At 42.7% G+C, this 16,674-nt stretch carries 17 protein-coding genes and 1 pseudogene; 9 read left to right on the forward strand and 9 right to left on the reverse strand.

Features of this window, described 5'->3' with window-relative positions:
• Window position 1: 1 nt before the first annotated feature.
• Together BLQ81_RS11660 and BLQ81_RS11665 are read right to left on the reverse strand one after the other, a co-directional pair.
• Window positions 2–370 carry a BlaI/MecI/CopY family transcriptional regulator gene (locus BLQ81_RS11660; protein WP_092730164.1) on the reverse strand — a complete coding sequence of 123 codons (369 nt, stop codon included), beginning with the start codon at window positions 368–370 and terminating at the stop codon, window positions 2–4.
• A gap of 111 nt (window positions 371–481) precedes the next feature.
• Complete coding sequence (locus BLQ81_RS11665) at window positions 482–1,282, reverse strand: SDR family NAD(P)-dependent oxidoreductase (protein ID WP_092730166.1); 801 nt, start codon at window positions 1,280–1,282, stop codon at window positions 482–484.
• A gap of 107 nt (window positions 1,283–1,389) precedes the next feature.
• Between BLQ81_RS11665 and BLQ81_RS11670 the strand changes: the two genes are divergently transcribed.
• The 5 genes from BLQ81_RS11670 to BLQ81_RS11690 all read left to right on the forward strand — a co-directional run bounded on the left by BLQ81_RS11670 (window position 1,390) and on the right by BLQ81_RS11690 (window position 5,308).
• Window positions 1,390–2,502 carry an alkene reductase gene (locus BLQ81_RS11670; protein WP_092730168.1) on the forward strand — a complete coding sequence of 371 codons (1,113 nt, stop codon included), beginning with the start codon at window positions 1,390–1,392 and terminating at the stop codon, window positions 2,500–2,502.
• A gap of 52 nt (window positions 2,503–2,554) precedes the next feature.
• Complete coding sequence (locus BLQ81_RS11675; RefSeq protein WP_092730170.1) at window positions 2,555–3,319, forward strand: NRDE family protein; 765 nt, start codon at window positions 2,555–2,557, stop codon at window positions 3,317–3,319.
• A gap of 6 nt (window positions 3,320–3,325) precedes the next feature.
• Window positions 3,326–4,300, forward strand: a complete 975-nt coding sequence (locus BLQ81_RS11680) for a YpdA family putative bacillithiol disulfide reductase (protein WP_092730172.1) — start codon at window positions 3,326–3,328, stop codon at window positions 4,298–4,300.
• A gap of 80 nt (window positions 4,301–4,380) precedes the next feature.
• Window positions 4,381–4,848 (forward strand): antitoxin Xre/MbcA/ParS toxin-binding domain-containing protein, encoded by a 468-nt coding sequence (locus BLQ81_RS11685; RefSeq protein ID WP_092730174.1) that lies wholly within the window; start codon window positions 4,381–4,383, stop codon window positions 4,846–4,848.
• Between the two features lies 1 nt (window position 4,849).
• On the forward strand, window positions 4,850–5,308 hold the full coding sequence (locus BLQ81_RS11690) for an RES family NAD+ phosphorylase (protein WP_092730176.1): 459 nt from the start codon (window positions 4,850–4,852) through the stop codon (window positions 5,306–5,308).
• A 94-nt stretch (window positions 5,309–5,402) separates the two neighbouring features.
• Here BLQ81_RS11690 and guaB read toward each other — a convergent pair whose 3' ends face one another.
• From guaB to BLQ81_RS11710, 4 genes are all read right to left on the reverse strand, one after another.
• Window positions 5,403–6,881, reverse strand: coding sequence for an IMP dehydrogenase (gene guaB, locus BLQ81_RS11695; protein WP_092730178.1), 1,479 nt, complete (start codon window positions 6,879–6,881; stop codon window positions 5,403–5,405).
• Window positions 6,882–7,023: 142 nt separating this feature from the next.
• Complete coding sequence (locus tag BLQ81_RS11700) at window positions 7,024–7,791, reverse strand: hypothetical protein (protein WP_092730180.1); 768 nt, start codon at window positions 7,789–7,791, stop codon at window positions 7,024–7,026.
• On the reverse strand, window positions 7,784–8,221 hold the full coding sequence (locus BLQ81_RS11705) for an ABA4-like family protein (RefSeq protein ID WP_092730182.1): 438 nt from the start codon (window positions 8,219–8,221) through the stop codon (window positions 7,784–7,786). Before BLQ81_RS11705 ends, BLQ81_RS11700 begins: the two co-directional genes overlap by 8 nt.
• Window positions 8,222–8,284: 63 nt before the next feature.
• Window positions 8,285–9,484: an RsmB/NOP family class I SAM-dependent RNA methyltransferase gene (locus tag BLQ81_RS11710; protein WP_092730184.1), complete on the reverse strand. Its 1,200-nt coding sequence runs from the start codon at window positions 9,482–9,484 to the stop codon at window positions 8,285–8,287.
• A gap of 107 nt (window positions 9,485–9,591) precedes the next feature.
• Between BLQ81_RS11710 and prmC the strand changes: the two genes are divergently transcribed.
• From prmC to BLQ81_RS11730, 4 genes are all read left to right on the forward strand, one after another.
• Window positions 9,592–10,434 (forward strand): peptide chain release factor N(5)-glutamine methyltransferase, encoded by an 843-nt coding sequence (prmC, locus tag BLQ81_RS11715; protein ID WP_092730186.1) that lies wholly within the window; start codon window positions 9,592–9,594, stop codon window positions 10,432–10,434.
• Window positions 10,435–10,516: 82 nt separating this feature from the next.
• Window positions 10,517–10,918, forward strand: coding sequence for a DoxX family protein (locus tag BLQ81_RS11720; protein ID WP_092730299.1), 402 nt, complete (start codon window positions 10,517–10,519; stop codon window positions 10,916–10,918).
• Window positions 10,919–11,195: 277 nt separating this feature from the next.
• Entirely contained in the window at window positions 11,196–11,387 is a 192-nt protein-coding gene (locus BLQ81_RS22010) for a hypothetical protein (protein ID WP_139183621.1), read from the forward strand.
• Between the two features lie 888 nt (window positions 11,388–12,275).
• A complete protein-coding gene (locus BLQ81_RS11730) occupies window positions 12,276–13,643 on the forward strand; it encodes a Fic family protein (RefSeq protein ID WP_245693249.1) in 1,368 nt (455 codons plus the stop codon).
• A 235-nt stretch (window positions 13,644–13,878) separates the two neighbouring features.
• Here BLQ81_RS11730 and istB read toward each other — a convergent pair whose 3' ends face one another.
• From istB to BLQ81_RS11750, 3 genes and pseudogenes are all read right to left on the reverse strand, one after another.
• Window positions 13,879–14,622, reverse strand: a complete 744-nt coding sequence (gene istB / locus BLQ81_RS11735) for an IS21-like element helper ATPase IstB (RefSeq protein ID WP_092730192.1) — start codon at window positions 14,620–14,622, stop codon at window positions 13,879–13,881.
• 17 nt (window positions 14,623–14,639) lie between these two features.
• Entirely contained in the window at window positions 14,640–16,175 is a 1,536-nt protein-coding gene (istA, locus tag BLQ81_RS11740; RefSeq protein ID WP_245693250.1) for an IS21 family transposase, read from the reverse strand.
• A gap of 195 nt (window positions 16,176–16,370) precedes the next feature.
• Window positions 16,371–16,616, reverse strand: a pseudogene (locus BLQ81_RS11750) (transposase); the annotation flags it as partial.
• Window positions 16,617–16,674: the final 58 nt, after the last annotated feature.

Raw genomic sequence — 16,674 nt, forward strand, 5'->3', positions numbered from 1 at the left:
GTTAACTGTTTTCAAGTTGATCGAGAAATGCTCTGATTTCATCAATTTCATCCTTGGAAGGATTGTCCTGCCCCAAGGCTTGCATGACCAATGCCTTTGATGAACCTCCGAAGGCAGTGCTCATCAAGCTTTTCAAAAGGGAATTTTGTGTTTCCTGTTGATTGGTTTTAGGCCGGTAAATATGCGATCTGTTTTCTTCATCCCGGGTTACCATTCCTTTGGCATACATGATCTGCATGGTCTTCAGGGTGGTGGTGTAGCCCGTATCCTTAGTCTCCGCCAATCGCTCATGGATTTGGCGCACACTGGCTTCTTTCATTTCCCAGAGTAGGGACAAAATTTCCAATTCTGATTCAGTTGGTTTATTCATAAGATCGTCTACGATTACTTTCGTACCAAAGATATACGAAGGAATTCGTATTTTCAAAAATAGGTACGATTTTTATCGTATTAAAAAATGTTAAGGCTTTTTTCCAGCTAATTACTTTAATTTCTGAATGGCTTCTTGGCCTTTTGCCTCCAGTGATTTGCGAAAAAGCTCTCCGATCATTGGCCATGCTCCAGCGATTTTTGCAAGGAAACCTCTAGACTCGGGAATACAGACCTGAACACGCGGATTTTCCATCAACTCCAATATAACACGAGTGATGTCCTCTGGTCTTAACACCTTTTTTGGGCCGCTGAATGATAATTTAGATTCTTCGGGATAATCCAATTGCGTGGTAAGCATCGGGGTATCCACCAAATCAGGACAAACTACGGAAACAAAGATTCCAAAATCACGAAACTCCGCAGCCGCAGCCAATGAAAAGCCTCGTACGGCAAATTTGGAGGCGGTGTACAAACTCAAGCCTGAAACAGGAGCGATTCCAGCTAAAGAGGCAATATTAATAATATGTCCAAACTCCTGAAATTTCATTTCTTTTCCGATGATCGAAGTATCCAGGATGGTTCCTTTAGTATTGACATCGAGATGAAAATCAATATCAGCCAAGGCATAATCAGCTACAAATCCCGGCCGAATAACTCCCACACAATTGATTAAATGTGAGATCGGCTGGCCCAAATTTTTAGCATGGTTAATGGCATGGTTCCAAGTTTCTGCTTTTGAAATATCCCCTGTCATAACATGGACTGCTGAACTCCCATTAAACTTTTTTTCAATCGCAGGTGTGCTCAAGTCAACCAAAAGCAACGTGAACCCCCTATCAAAAAGAGCTGCTGCCAGATGTAGACCAATGCCACTTCCGGCACCAGTAATCAAAATTAAATTTGGGTTCATTGCTATCTAGGTAAGGTGAAGTCAATTTATTTTTTTCCTTTCATCGGAACTATCAAGTATGAATTTTAATTGTATATACATCTAATTTAAACGATTAACCAACTAGTATGAAAAGTACCGATCAACCACTTTTACAGCCGATCAAAGTAGGCGATTTAACACTGAGAAATCGAGTCTGGATGGCTCCAATGACCAGAAGCAGGGCAGCCAACCCAGCGAAAAAGGTTTTTGAACTTCACGATGATTATTACAGACAGCGAGCCACGGCAGGCCTTATTATAACGGAAGGATCTCAAGTATCGCCTCAAGCAGTCGGGTATATCAATACTCCGGGAATTTATTCTGAAGCCCAAACCGAGGCTTGGAAGAGTGTCACAAAAGCGGTCCATGAGGAGGGTGGGCATATTTTCATTCAGCTTTGGCATGTAGGCAGGATGTCACACCCGGATTTTCATAATGGGGAATTACCGCTTTCAGCATCAGCTACCAATCCTCATTCAAAATCCTACACACCTGAAGGCTTCAAAGAAACAGTTGCTGCTAAGGCCATGACTTTAGCAGAAATCAAGCAGACAATTGCTGACTTCAAAAATGCGGCAAAAAATGCGATGGAAGCTGGATTTGACGGAGTAGAAATTCATTCCTCCAACGGCTATTTGTTTCACCAATTTTTCAATGGCACCTCCAATCATCGGACCGATGAATATGGTGGAAGCATCGAAAACAGAGCCCGGATTCTATTTGAGGTGATTGAAGCGATCATAGAAGTGATGCCTGAAAAGAGAATTGGACTAAGACTGAATCCTTCCCTACACGGAGTGTTTGGTATGACTATGGATGAGGATACTATCCCGACTTTCGATTACATCATCAAAAAACTAAATGATTACAACCTAGCCTATCTGCATCTTTCTGAGCCATTCACCGACGTGAGCGAAGTCCCCTTTGCTGAGAAAAATATCGCCAAACGATATCGTCCGATATTTAAAGGAACTTTGGTCATCAACAGTGGATTCGATCAGGAAAGCGGAAACCGTGTGATAGAGGCTGGCGATGCGGATGCAGTTGCTTTTGGCAAACCATTTATTTCAAATCCAGATTTGCCAGAGCGATTTGCCGAAAACGCAAGCCTTGCTGAATGGGATCAGCGCACATTTTATACAGTTGGAGAAAAAGGCTTTACAGACTATCCAAGTCTCCAAGAGGCAAAAGTTGATTAATTCACCATTGGGGGCTGTCCGAAAACCAGCCCCTTTTATTTACCTTTAAAGTATGTGTCTAGTAGCCATTTCCTGGAAAAATCATGATGAGTTTCCACTTGTCATCAGTGCCAACCGGGATGAATTTTTTGACCGACCAACTGCTGAACTTCATTCTTGGAATAGTGGATTGATCGCAGGCAAAGATCTCCGTGGGGGAGGAACTTGGATGGGTTTTCATCCCAACGGGAAATGGTCTCTTTTGACGAATTACAGGGATTTCTCCAAACCTAAGAAAGGGGAAGTAAGCAGGGGTAAGCTTGTGGAAACTTATCTTGAGGGAAACTTGGAGCCCGAAACTTACCTCAGGGAAGTTTTCAAAGAAAAAGACCGATACGAAGGCTTTAATTTGCTGGTTGGAGATAGCGAAAAGCTATTTTATCTCAGCAATTACGCTGAAGATATTCAGGAAATTCAACCCGGGATTCATGGATTAAGCAATGGCTTGATCAATGATCCCTGGCCAAAAGTAGACTTAGCCAAAAGTCAATTGGCAAGGGTTCTTTCAACCGAAATCTCCGCCGAATATCTACTCCAAATCCTGAAATCCGATGAAACTTACTCGATTGAAACCTTGCCTAACACAGGAGTTCCTGAACAGATGGAAGTTGGACTTTCTTCACAATTGATCCGAATCCAGCCTAATTACGGTACAGTTTCAGCCACAGCCGTTTTAAAAAATTGGCGCGGTGAAACAAAAATCACGGAACGAACTTTTAATTGGAATCCTTCTATATTTTCAGATCGACATATCAGCTTTACGACTACTACAAAGTAAAATATTATGGAAAAGTTACTTGACTTGATCATCATCGGCGGCGGTCCAATAGGCCTTGCTTGCGGTATTGAGGCTCAAAAGGCTGGTTTGGATTATCTGATTTTGGAAAAGGGAGCTTTGACTAATTCGATTTACAACTATCCAGTCAACATGACTTTTTTCTCCACTTCAGATCGATTGGAGATGGCCGATATTCCATTCATGTCGGTAGGTGTAAAACCTACCCGAACGGAAGCTTTGGAATATTACAGAAGGATTTTCTTTCATTTCAAACTCAAGGTAAACTTATACGAGGCAGTTCAAACCTTATACAAACAAGATGATGTTTTCCATGTCAGCACTTCCAAAGGGGAATATGATTCGAAAAAGCTCGTATTGGCAACGGGGTTTTATGATTTGCCAAACCTGATGAACATTCCCGGAGAAGACCTTCCAAAGGTACTTCACTATTACAAAGAGCCTTGGCCTTTTATCAATCAAAAGGTATTGGTCGTAGGTGGGGCAAATTCTGCTGTAGATGCGGCCTTGGAAACCTGGAGAAAAGGTGCCGAAGTCAGTATGGTGTTGCTAGGAGATGAGGTGGACGAAAATGTAAAGTATTGGGTTCGCCCGGATATTCTGAATAGGATAAAAGAGGGATCTATCAAGGCGTTTACACGATCCAAAGTCAAGGAAATACGCCTGCACGAAGTCGTCATAGAAAGCCCTGAGGGTGAAGTCACCTTAGAAAATGACTGGGTGTTGGCAATGACAGGCTACAAACCTAATTTTTCGCTTCTCGATCAATTGGGCGTTGAAATGAGTCTGGACGAAAAACGACAACCCTGCTACGATCAGACCAATCAAGAGTCCAATGTTCCGGGTGTTTATTTGGCAGGAGTTGTTTGTGGCGGATTGAACACACGGGAATTTTTTATCGAAAACAGTATCGTCCACGCAGCATCTATCCTAAAAGACATCAAAGCCAAAATGGAAAAGTAAAAAATATTGCAAAAAGGAGTATTAGAAATTGCAAATAGGAATTTTATTTGTAACTTTCTGGAGGTCATAATAATTTAGCAATGAGCCAGACTTGGAAGATTCGATTTTCGGCAGACAATCCTGAAGTAATTGAGACCGGGATTCGGCCCTATCATTTTTTTCAGGCTTCACCGGCTATAGTAAATGAAAGCAGAGTGCCTTATGGGGCAGTTTTGGATTTCCATGAGACGGGGCAGTTTTTTGACTATTTGGATTTCACCACCAGCGACATTGCGGAGGTGATGGAGGTAGATCCAAGTACGCTTTTCCGCTGGAAAAAGGAAGACCGAAAGCTCAGTAAGTCACTCACCAAAAATCTATTAGAGATGGATCAGATTATAGCCAAGGGTATTCGGATTTTCGGTACGGAGGAGTTGCTTTCCCAATGGCTTCACACTCCAAATACCGCACTGGGCGATCAAAAACCCGCTCATCTCCTCAAAAATCCCTATCAGATTTCTTTGGTGGATCAGGCATTGGAGGCGATCTCATGGGGAAATATCCTATGACATGCGGTATTTTCGGCTGATCGAAAACTTACTGGGAAGAGACAGTCTGGGTTACGGAATTGGACCGGGTCGATGGAATCAATTTGGCACCCCGATGATCTATGCCTGTGCGATGAGTTCGCTCAATTTCCTGGAATTGCTCAGCATCAAGGGACCGGTCGTGACCCAAAGCAAATGGAAATTAGTCATCATGGAAATGACTGGGGAAATCCCTGAATTGGATGCTGATTTTCTTCCGGCTGACTGGAAAAACAGGCCGTATTCAAGATCCACGCAGGAGTTTGGTACAACCTGGGCAAAAGGAATGATATCTCCTTTGTTGAAAATCCCTTCAATTAGAATCCCTATTTCCAGTTATCCTCAAGAACATAATCTGCTAATCAATCCCTTTCATAAAGAATTTTCCAAAACTGTGAAGATCGTGGATGAATGGGACGTAAGTTTTGAGGTGAATGGATGAAGGATAGGATTCGGATTTTTTCAGCAATTTCAAAAATAACCTACATTAAAATCCTAAAAGGCCAAATCCTAAATGGAATTGGCCTTTTTTTAAATTAAGATTTCAAACTATAATTTGGCGCTTCCCTCGTCACACTCACATCGTGCGGATGAGATTCCTTTACACCCGCAGTAGTGATTTTGACAAATTTACCGTTGTCCTGAAGGTCTTTGATAGTTTTAGTGCCACAATAACCCATTCCGGCTTGCAGGCCACCGACTAGCTGATACAAGACTTCAGACACGAGTCCTTTATAAGGAACACGACCCACGATTCCTTCTGGTACCAATTTTTTGATGTTGTCTTCAGCATCCTGGAAATACCGGTCTTTGGAACCGGACTCCATTGCCTCCAAAGAACCCATCCCGCGGTAAGATTTGAATTTTCTTCCTTCGAAAATGATCATTTCTCCAGGAGCTTCCTCAGTTCCAGCCAAAAGTGATCCGATCATGATGGAACTTCCCCCAGCGGCTATTGCTTTGACCAAATCTCCTGAATAGCGAATCCCTCCGTCAGCAATCACAGGGACTCCACGGTCTTTCAAGGCTTCAGCACATTCAAATACTGCCGAAAGTTGTGGCACTCCCACTCCGGCAATGATGCGAGTAGTACAAATCGAACCTGGGCCAACACCAACTTTCACGGCATCTGCACCTGCATCTGCCAAGGCAATTGCCGCTTCGGGAGTTGCAATATTCCCCACAATCACTTCCAAATCAGGAAAAGCAGCCTTTATCCTTTTGCAGGTTTCAATTACTCCTTTGGAATGTCCATGGGCTGTATCAATGGAAACCACATCTACACCTGCATTTCTTAACGCTTCCACGCGGTCTACGATATCGGCTGTTACGCCGACGGCCGCACCCACTCGAAGACGACCGTATTCGTCTTTGCAGGCATAAGGCTTGTCTCTTCTTTTGAGAATATCCTTGTAAGTAATCAAACCCGAAAGTTTGTACTCCTCATCAACGATTGGAAGCTTTTCAATTTTATATTCCTGAAGAATTTCCTCAGCTTGTTCCAGGGAAATCCCTGACTTTGCTGTTATCAAATTTTCCCTCGTCATGATATCACGAATCAGACGGTTTTGATCTTTGATAAAACGAAGATCTCTATTGGTAATGATCCCTTTCAGCACTTTATCACCATCCACCACTGGGATGCCTCCAATGTGATATTCTCGCATGATGGTCTCCGCATCACGAACTTTGGAATCGATATGAAGCGTAATAGGATCGAGAATCATACCCGCTTGTGATCGCTTTACTTTGCGTACTTGAGCGGCCTGCTTTTCGATTGACATATTTTTATGAATGAATCCAAGTCCACCTTCCAGCGCAATCGCAATTGCGAGTTCGGCTTCAGTTACGGTATCCATTGCGGCGGATACCAGAGGAATATTCAATCTGATTTTTTTGGTAAGTTGGGTCGAAGTATTAGTCTCGCGAGGGAGCACTTCGGAATAACCCGGAACAAGAAGCACGTCATCGTAGGTGAGTGCTTCGTAAAGAAACTTCGAGGAATTTGTATTCATGGCAAATATTGGTTGTAGGTAACCCTATTTGCCCGTCAAAGTTACACACAAAAAGTAATGCCATCCCAGCCCAAAACAAAATTAATATTGAAAACCGAGGTAAATGTTACTCTTTTTGAAAGAAGCTTTGGAAATCAATAATTTAAAAGGGCCAAATTCCTTTTCCTTGAATTGCCAACCAAAGCGTGGCTGAGCTTAGTATAAAATAAACGAAGCCTACTATTCCAGAGATTTTAGCGTGGTCTTTCCAGAAAAACCAAGCCAATAGCGGCAGAATTTGGAGGGCATGTAAACCCAGAAAGTGAAAAACACGCAAATCTCCGTAGGCTTTGGCCCAACCCAAAAGAAAAATACCATCCTGTCCGTCAGTGGCGCCAACGGTATGGCCCAGCCTTCCTGCCATCACAAATCCTTCAAATCCTGCTATCAAGAATATAATCAGACCAATTCGGATTGCCAAGGCATAGCCTGATGGCAAATGACTCACTTTTCTGAAAAGGATGAAAAACCAAAGCACTACCAATGAATTCAACAGAATTGCTACACCCATCGTCTGAAAAATCATGATATCCCAAAATGAGCTGATGTTGAAGTGGGAAAGTTTGCCCTGTGCGGCCTGATAAGTAATCAAAGTCAACTCGATGACCATCAAAATAAAAATCCAAAGACTTATCTTTTTTACTTTCTCTGATTCATTCAAATGAGCCATCATCCAAGCCATTGTCCAAAAAAAGATACCTACAGAAACGAAAAACTTCAATGGCTTTATCCAGACATTTACACCTTGTAGTACTCTCGGATCGACTAATGGAAAGAATACCAGCATCGCCGCCAGTAAAAAGCAAAACATTCCGGATTTTGCTAAAAAGGGGTTTCTTAGATTTAATTCAAGGTAAAAGGCTTTAAGCATAGGGATCCTGAGGGAATTTTTTCAAATAAATCATTCGAATTAGGATGTAAAGCAGAAGACCCACGGGACCAAGCATGAATGTCAACAGTAAGCAGGGTAAAAGTATCCATCGGTTGATTCCCCTGATATCTGCATCATGACAAATCCACATGCCCACAAAAAGATCGAAAACGAGGTAATGAATCCAACCTGCAAGAACCGCCTCATCTTTAGTAAAGAGCAACTTGACATTTGCTAACGTATCAAATCCACCCCCTCCACCTCCCGACAATCCTTTTAGAATATAAAAAAGGTATACCAAGGCCATCGCCGTAAAAACAAACGAAAATAGCGTTCGGAAAACCCAACGCTTATGATAAAGCACAAACAGAAATATCCAGCAAATGAATGCCGTGGTATTGACAATTGAAAAAATCAGCTCCAGGTTCATTTCAGTTTTTTTACTGAAATTAAAAACATGAAGCTGATTTTGAAACCATTATGGAAATAAACTTTAATCGGCAGTGGTTTTTTTCAGCAACCTTGCAATGTAAAATCCATCAAATCCGCTTTCCTGGGCCAATACTTTTTGATCTTCGATCAATTCAAAGTTCTTTCCTGCTTCGCTTTCTAAGAATTTCTTGACTTGAAGTTCGTTTTCCGAAGGGAGAATACTACAGGTAGCATAAACCATTTGACCTCCGGGTTTGAGCATTGACTGGTAACTTTGAAGGATCTCCTGTTGGGTTTCCCGCACTTTTTGGATGGAATCCATGCTTAGTTTCCACTTTGTATCGGGATTCCTTCTGAGTACTCCGAGCCCCGAGCAAGGAACATCAAGTAACAGTCTATCTGCTGATTCTTTTAGGCGCTTGATGGTCTTTGTACCTTCGATAGCTTTGGGTTCAATGATCGAGACCCCATCTCTTCGTGCCCGAAGTTTAGTTTGCTGAAGCTTCCAATCTTCCACATCCATGGCCAAGATTTTTCCTTTGTTTTCCATCAAGGCAGCCAAATGAAGTGCCTTCCCTCCGGCCCCTGCACAGGCATCAATCACCCTCATCCCCGGCTCCACGGCCAATGCCGCAGCTACCAATTGAGAACTCGCGTCTTGAACCTCAAAAAGTCCTTCCTTGAAGGCGGGGTGACGAAAAACGTTTTCTCTTTCCTCTAAAACCAAGGCATCAGGATATCCTTTGAGGATGTAAGTATTAATGCCATCTGCGGCGAGTTGATTTTTGAGTCGCTCTCGTGTAGTTTTCAGCGTATTTACACGGAGTACTACTTCGGCTTCTTCATTTAGCGAATGGATTTCAGATTCCCATTTCTCTCCAAGCTCACTTTTTCCCAACTTATGGAGCCACTCCGGGATAGACTCCAGCATGGCAGGATCTTCGATTGACTCATATTTGCCCTTCAACTTGTCTGGGTTGATTCTGGCAAATTCCTCCCATTCCGGCAGCTGATTTCCCTGCATCAGCCAATACGTGCCAAACAGATCCCAATAATCTTTGGAAGGGCTCAAATGACCAATCAGCCTCCACCAACGAACCATTTCGTAGGTAGTTTCGGCGATAAAAGAACGATCCCTGGCACCCCATTTTGGATTGGATTTGAGGGTTCGCTCGATGACTTTATCAGCGTATTGGCCTTCTTCGAAGATGGCTTGAAGTGCGGTATGTACGCCGCGGATGGTGTTGTTATGTAGCTTCATGAAAGGAAATTCTCCCCACAAAGGTAAGGGGAAATGTCGAGGAATAGATTTCGATCAGAATGTCAGCTAATATTCAGACAAAACGATTCCCCTGATTACCTTTGAAAATGTCACTTTCCTACCTACAACTTGTCAAAAATTTGTCAACTCAATTAAATCAGTATAATCCAATTGAAGCGGAAACTTTAGTGAATTGGCTCCTAGAGCATCACCTGGGAATGAGGCGAGTTGACATAATGCGCTTTTTAGAAGAAAAGGATTTACCAGGACCTCTGAAAAATGATTTTGAGCGTCTTAAAGCCGGCGAACCGATTCAGTATATTTTGGGACATGGACCTTTTTACGGACGGGAATTTAAGGTGAGTCCGGCTACTTTGATCCCAAGAAACGAAACCGAAGAGCTGGTTCACTTGATTATCAAAGAAAACCCCCGACCAAATCTTCGAATTCTGGATATCGGTACAGGATCAGGATGCATTCCGATTACATTGGCTTTGGAGATGCAGGAACCGGAAGTTTTTGGAGTGGATATTTCAGAGGAGGCCTTAGAGATTGCCACATTCAATGCGAAAAAACTGAAAGCAGATGTGACCCTCTCCAAATGTGATATCTTACTAGAAACCCCAAAACCAACCGGGTTGGATATTTTGGTTAGTAATCCTCCCTACATCCCAATTGAAGAAAAAAAGTTAATGCATCAAAATGTGCTTGATTTTGAGCCGCATCTCGCGCTTTTTGTTTCAGATGGAGATCCTTTGATCTTTTACAAAAAGATAGCTGAAACAGGAATGAAACTCCTCAAACCATTCGGGAAAATCTACTTTGAAATCAATGAGCGATACGGAAGAAATATTGCTGACCTTCTTTCTGAATCGGGATATGATAAAGTCAGAGTAATCCAGGATCTAAATGGAAAAGACAGAATGGTTTCAGGCCAGATTTCCAAATAATCCCTCGTATTCATTTGTTCCGTAAAAACGCTTTCACTGATTTCCAATTTAGCTTAGGTTTGTAGCAATGAAACTTGAAAACATGAAAAACGCAGTTTTGAAAGATCTGGCATTGTTGGCTATTAGGATTGGCGCGGGTGCGATGATGCTCACCCACGGAATCCCGAAAATTGGGCGATTTTTTGGTGAGGGACCAGTCAAATTCGCCGATCCCTTTGGTTTGGGACCAGAGATTTCCCTGGGAATGGCGATTTTTGCGGAGGTAATCTGCGCAGTTTTGGTAATGATAGGATTCAAGACCCGTCTTGCTACAATTCCTTTAATTCTTACAATGTTGACTGCTGCTTTTTATGCGCATTGGAATGACCCATTTGGAAAGAAAGAACTCCCCTTACTTTATGTATGTGTCTTCTTGGGAATATTGGCATTTGGGGCGGGAAAGTTCGCTGTTGATAGTTTTTTGAAAAAGAAGAAACTATTCTGAATCTGGTTTCTTATCAGTTCCGTATATCTGTTTTAGTTAGATGGTAAAATTTAAAAAATACCCAGTACTGGGTATTTTTAAGAAAACTTAGATAGCTACCTTAGTCTCAATAAAATTTCAAGGACCAACAGATTGGATGGAACAGCAGGGATCAAAAGTGAATGAAGTTGAAAAAAATAACTCAATGAGTTTTTCGGGATCCAATAAACCCGACGAAAAAAATCTGAAAGAAATTTCCAAGGGCAATTCGAACACCTTACTTTTTAATAGAAAGAAAATGAGATTGAACTCAGAAATAAAATCCGCTTTAGTAAAACTCAATCCCCAAAAAGCGCATTTTAAGCGCGACTTAATTCTAAAAAACCGTCAGGAGAAACTTCAGAAATTCAGAATAAACTACATTCCTCTTTGTTCGGATGAGGATTGGGAAGCAATGGCTGCATTTTATGCCAAAGAGGAGAAGAAATAATGGTGAAGAAGGTTTTCAGGAATCTTGCGATTTAAAAATTGTGGCAACCCGGAATTTCAAGCATAGGCATTTTTTACAATCACTTATAAAACATTGGTGATTTAAGCCTTTAACTCTACTTATTAAATCAGACGTAGTTGTAAACGCCTTAGAGGAAACTTTTTATTCGATCATTTTGAAAAATCGGAATCGCATCGAATCCGGAATTGAGAATAAAAAAAAGGATACCGACTGGTATCCTTCGAAGTAGCGGGAACAGGACTATTTTAAAACATTGATTTACAGATTATTATCAACTATGGAGGACAAATAGGGGGACAGACTCATTTTGGCGGAAAAAATTTAAATCCATTTGAATTTATTTTAATCATACTGTAGGATTCTTTCCAAAACTAAGATTTATGAGGTATTCTAAAGGCCAGAATCTTGGAAGATTCTTTCTTTTTGTTGTTTAGGGCTGAAAATCTAAAGACTTCTCTTGGGCATTTGCCGGAATCAAACAATCGAATTTTGAATGTTCCGTCGGTTAGCCAAATTTCAGGCATTGGAAATTTAACCGATTTGAATGATTTCGAATTTCGATCCTCGAACAATTCGTATGGTACGAGAGGTACGAAGCGTACGAACTGTACGAGTGAAGCATTTTTCTTTTTGCTGTTTGAGCCAAATATTATAATTACCGACACCATCTTATTGTTTTGCCTTAATCTTTCATTTTATGCACACGTTGTGTGCAAAATTCGGTAGTTTACCTTGATGGGCTTTATCTGCTACCATCTTTTACATTTCACGACAATCTTTCACTTTCGCGACACGTTTTTGTCGTAAAATTATTTTTGCGACAATTAATTGCTATCATTGTCGAATAAAGGGTGTAGGATTATGAACATGAAAAATGAGCTCGATGATATTTTACTTGCTTTGAGGTCATTCTCCAATGGCGCAAGTCTCGAAGAGTTGAATGAATCACTCTCTTCTTCTATTGAAAGACGAACCCTACAGAGAAGATTAAAGAAACTCAAAGAAGACAACCTCATTTATACCGAAGGAGGGTCTCATGCAACCCGATATTTTTTTAAGGATACAGCTGCTTCTCAATCCAAGATTGCAACAAAGGACGACTCTTCAATGACTCTCCCTCTTTCACAAGAAGGGAAAGACGTTTGGGCCTTGGTCTCCCGTACTGAAGCGCAAAGAAAACCTGTCGGTTACGAACGGGATTTTTTGGAAAATTACCGTCCCAATATCGACAGCTACCTCAGCAAAGAAGAAAAACAAAAACTGGCAGAATGGGGAAAAACAAGGAATGAAGAACAACCTGCCGGAACCTATGCCAGAGAGATTTTGAATCGATTGTTGATCGACCTTTCATGGAATTCAAGTAGACTGGAAGGCAACACCTATTCCCTTCTGGATACGGAGTTGCTTATCCATAACGGAAAAACCCCCTCGAACAAGTCTCCGATGGAAACGCAGATGATTCTCAACCATAAAGAAGCCATTGAGTTTTTGGTGGAATCGTCTGGTGAGGTAGGCTTCAATCGCTATACCTTTCTCAATCTTCATGCTTTGCTGTCGAACAACCTGCTACCAAATCCGGCTGCATCAGGAAGGCTTAGGACTTTTGGCGTAGGAATCACCAATTCAGTATTTACTCCTCTAGGGATTCCACAACTCATTGAAGAATCCTTTGATCTAATCCTGGCAAAAGCAAGCCAAATCCAAAATCCATTTGAGCAGGCTTTTTTTGTACTGGTTCAGTTGCCCTATCTCCAACCATTTGATGATGTTAATAAACGAGTATCCAGATTGGCTGCCAATATTCCGTTAAACAGACATAACCTTGCTCCACTTTCATTTATAGATGTGCCGGAAGAAAGCTATGTCAAAGGAATGCTTGGCATATATGAATTAAACCGTATCGAGTTATTCAAAGATGTTTTTTTGTGGGCTTATGAGCGGTCAGCCTTAAGGTATGCGGCCATTCGCCAATCCCTTGGGGAGCCAGATCCTTTCCGAATGAAATACCGAGAAGAAATACGAGCGATAGTCAGCCAAATCGTGAGGAATGCAATGGATAAAGAAGCTGCATCCCAAGCAATAAAATCTGAAGTCAAAAAATTACCAGAACCAGATCGATCAAGATTCACAGAGGTAGTAGAAACCGAACTTCTAGGATTACATGAAGGGAACTTTGTCCGGTATCGAATAAAACCCTCTGAGTTTTCTGCTTGGAAAAAAACATGGGATTCTTAAAATAGGATTGGAAGGCCGCTATAAACCAAATATTTATATAAAAACATCTTTACTTATTTAAACAAAAAAACAGAACGACTTTGATTCAAAACCGTAAAGTATTAAGATGAATTTCAAAGAATAAGACTATGTTGCATATAGCGATCAAAATGACCCCCTATCAGCGCTGCAAAATGACCCCCCAGAGTTAAGTGATTTTTTTGTTCAGGAATAGAGGACTTACATCAGCTTAAAGTTAGCGGTTTTCGGGTTCGATTTTTCGTTGTTTCCGAAGGGATTCTCCCTTTAGTTCGATCCGGTGAGCATCGTGGACTATTCTGTCCAAAATAGAGTCTGCAATCGTCTGGTCCCCGATGATTTCATACCATGTACTGACCGGCAACTGGGAGGTGATGATGGTTGACTTTTTGCCATGTCGGTCTTCGATTATTTCCATTAACAACATCCTGCTCTGGATATCCAAGGGCTGTATTCCGAAGTCATCCAGGATCAGCACATCGAGTTTTTCCAGTTTGAGCATCTCCTTGATGGAAGAACCATCAGCCTTGGCCATTTTCAGCTGGGTAAGCAATCGGGTCGTATTTGCATACAGGACTTTGTATCCTTTGCTGCAGGCTTGGTTGCCCAAGGCACAGGCAAGGTAACTTTTGCCTGTGCCTGTACTGCCTGTCATCAGAATGTTTTCTCCTTTTTTGATATAGCCTCCGTCTGCAAGGCGCAGGAGCTGGTTTTTGTCCAGCTCCCTTCCGGGCCGAAAATCCAGCTCCTCGACGGTGGCCTTGTAGCGGAACCGTGCTCCGCGAAGACTGCTTTCCATTCTGCGGTTTTGCCGGTCGTCCCACTCGTTTTCAACGAGCAGGGCGATTAATTCATCCGGAGTCAAGGATGCCATAGAATCGGATTCTGTGGCGTGACTGAAGCTGCGTGACATGCCATACAGCTTCATCTTTTTCATCTTTTCAAGTGTTTGTTGGATCATTGGAATTGGTATTTGGTTTAACTGAAGTACTTGTTGCCACGGATGTTGTGGTGTTTGGGCATCTGGGAGGATTCATCCAGCTGCTCATCGGAAAAACTGATTGCATCCAGATTTTTGGAAAGGATCTGCTCAATCATTGGATAGGTGTAAACCCCATATTCTGAAGCTCTTTTACAGGCTCCGGTGATCCGTTGCGTTCCCACTTTGCGGGCAAGATGAAGGATGCCGGAACAGGATTTATAGCCCTGCTCCCGGTGGGGAATGGACTCCATCAGACTGGCTAGGAATGTGCCTACTTCCTTGCCGATCTTGTTGCCCTCATCCACAAAAAACTCATAACTCCATCCAGAAACATACTTGTGGTTTCCGGCCAGATGATCCCGAAGGGTCGTGTACTTGTGTTTTCTTTTGTCGCGTTTATGCTTGGCTATAGGATGGTATTGGTAGAAGATCTCTACCCGGTCATCGTTGAACAGAACCTTGACTTTCTTTCCCATATACTGATGGGGGACGCTGTAATAGTGTTTGTCCTCTCCCAGACGGATGTGTGTGTTTTTCATCACCGTGCATACTTTGACCTCCATCAGCTGATAAGGGAGTTCCGGCAATGCCAGCAGACTGTTGCGCTCCAGTGTTTCAAACTGTTCCCTGCGGCTTTCCTGGCCACGAAGGGCGTAGTCATTGTAGTTGTTTACCAAGGGCACAAGTGCTTCGTTGAGGCTTTCCAGGAAAAAAAACACCTTCCCTTGCAGCTCGACATAAATCCGCTGATAAACCAGTCTGACCGCACCTTCGACCAGCGACTTTTCTCTGGGCTGCCGCGGTCTTGCAGGAAGGATAGTGGTATTGTAATGCTCAGCAAAGATCTCAAAGGTCTCGTTCAGGACAGGAGAATACTTGCTCCCTTTGGTGACCGCAGACTTGAGATTGTCCGGGACAATAACCCGGGGCACGCCGCCAAAGAATTCCAGCATCCGCCTGCAGCTTCCGATAAAGTCGGGTTTCTTTTGGGTAAAAGTGGCTTCTACATAGGTGTATTGACTGCAGCCAAGTGTGGCTACAAACACTTCTACAGGCACATACTCTCCGGTATCCGGATCGGTCACATGGAGTTTTTTGCCCGCATAGTCGATGAATACTTTTTCTCCTGCCGGATGCTCAAAATGCATCGTCAGGCGCTGTCTGCCCACGTATTCACGGATATATTTGCGGAACTGGCTGGACTGAAAACCGTCAGGATGCTTCAGCCGGTACTCTTCCCAGAGACGCTGGCGGGTCATTCCTTTTTTGCGGAGTTGCTTGACGATTCCCGGTAACAACGGAAGCAGAACTTCCAGCCTGCCACTTTTAAGCAAGGGAGAAGGAGGGCCGAGGATCAGCTCGGCAAGGCCCTCATCGGAGAGCTGGTTTGCCTCTTCGAAGAGCATGCCTGTCTGCTGAAACCTTTTCAGGTAGGACTTGATGGTGTTTCGGGAGACTCCTGTCAGTTTACTGAGCTGCTTGGAGCCATGGCCTTCAAAATGACCTCGTAAAATTTGTCGGATCTTGTTCATGGTAAGGGGGCGATTGGCCATGGAGAATGTGAAGTTGTACACACATCCAACAGGCCTAAAAAGTCTCCTATTCCATTCCAAAAAAATAACTTCCCAAGGGGGTCAATTTACATCACCAACCGGGGGTCAGTTTGCATCACCAGCCGGGGGTCAGTTTAAATCGTCAGCAAGGGGTCAACTTCATCGTTTTTTGCAGTAAAACGCCTTCAAAAGACCAAATTTGACTTTGTGGAACAAGGTGTCTGCACTGGGGCTTTCGGTATCACTGCACTTGTTGCAGGTTCTGGAAAAGTCTTTGCGGATTTGACTGCCCTTGTGGCCGCACTTCCTGCATGTAAATCCCTTATCCCACTTCAGTTCACTCAGGTATTTTTTACAATCTTCTTCGGTTTTGAAGCGTTGAGTAAACTCTATGAGGCTCTGTCCTTTATAAATGTCCATTTTCTGTGTCTGATGATAGATAAAGATATGAAATTAAATGGTTACCTCAGTTAATATA

It is taken from the genome of Algoriphagus alkaliphilus, from assembly GCF_900103735.1.
Classification (GTDB): domain Bacteria; phylum Bacteroidota; class Bacteroidia; order Cytophagales; family Cyclobacteriaceae; genus Algoriphagus; species Algoriphagus alkaliphilus.

Excerpts from the sequence above, each read along its gene's own strand:
- BLQ81_RS11675 (WP_092730170.1), top strand. The coding sequence starts at position 2,555 with ATGTGTCTAGTAGCCATTTCCTGGAAAAATCATGATGAGTTTCCACTT.
- BLQ81_RS11730 (WP_245693249.1), top strand. The coding sequence starts at position 12,276 with ATGAAAAATGAGCTCGATGATATTTTACTTGCTTTGAGGTCATTCTCC.
- BLQ81_RS11665 (WP_092730166.1), bottom strand. The coding sequence starts at position 1,282 with ATGAACCCAAATTTAATTTTGATTACTGGTGCCGGAAGTGGCATTGGT.
- BLQ81_RS11685 (WP_092730174.1), top strand. The coding sequence starts at position 4,381 with ATGAGCCAGACTTGGAAGATTCGATTTTCGGCAGACAATCCTGAAGTA.
- BLQ81_RS11710 (WP_092730184.1), bottom strand. The coding sequence starts at position 9,484 with ATGAAGCTACATAACAACACCATCCGCGGCGTACATACCGCACTTCAA.
- BLQ81_RS22010 (WP_139183621.1), top strand. The coding sequence starts at position 11,196 with ATGAGATTGAACTCAGAAATAAAATCCGCTTTAGTAAAACTCAATCCC.
- guaB (WP_092730178.1), bottom strand. The coding sequence starts at position 6,881 with ATGAATACAAATTCCTCGAAGTTTCTTTACGAAGCACTCACCTACGAT.
- prmC (WP_092730186.1), top strand. The coding sequence starts at position 9,592 with ATGTCACTTTCCTACCTACAACTTGTCAAAAATTTGTCAACTCAATTA.
- BLQ81_RS11670 (WP_092730168.1), top strand. The coding sequence starts at position 1,390 with ATGAAAAGTACCGATCAACCACTTTTACAGCCGATCAAAGTAGGCGAT.
- BLQ81_RS11720 (WP_092730299.1), top strand. The coding sequence starts at position 10,517 with ATGAAAAACGCAGTTTTGAAAGATCTGGCATTGTTGGCTATTAGGATT.
- istB (WP_092730192.1), bottom strand. The coding sequence starts at position 14,622 with ATGATCCAACAAACACTTGAAAAGATGAAAAAGATGAAGCTGTATGGC.
- BLQ81_RS11680 (WP_092730172.1), top strand. The coding sequence starts at position 3,326 with ATGGAAAAGTTACTTGACTTGATCATCATCGGCGGCGGTCCAATAGGC.
- istA (WP_245693250.1), bottom strand. The coding sequence starts at position 16,175 with ATGAACAAGATCCGACAAATTTTACGAGGTCATTTTGAAGGCCATGGC.
- BLQ81_RS11690 (WP_092730176.1), top strand. The coding sequence starts at position 4,850 with ATGCGGTATTTTCGGCTGATCGAAAACTTACTGGGAAGAGACAGTCTG.
- BLQ81_RS11700 (WP_092730180.1), bottom strand. The coding sequence starts at position 7,791 with ATGCTTAAAGCCTTTTACCTTGAATTAAATCTAAGAAACCCCTTTTTA.
- BLQ81_RS11705 (WP_092730182.1), bottom strand. The coding sequence starts at position 8,221 with ATGAACCTGGAGCTGATTTTTTCAATTGTCAATACCACGGCATTCATT.
- BLQ81_RS11660 (WP_092730164.1), bottom strand. The coding sequence starts at position 370 with ATGAATAAACCAACTGAATCAGAATTGGAAATTTTGTCCCTACTCTGG.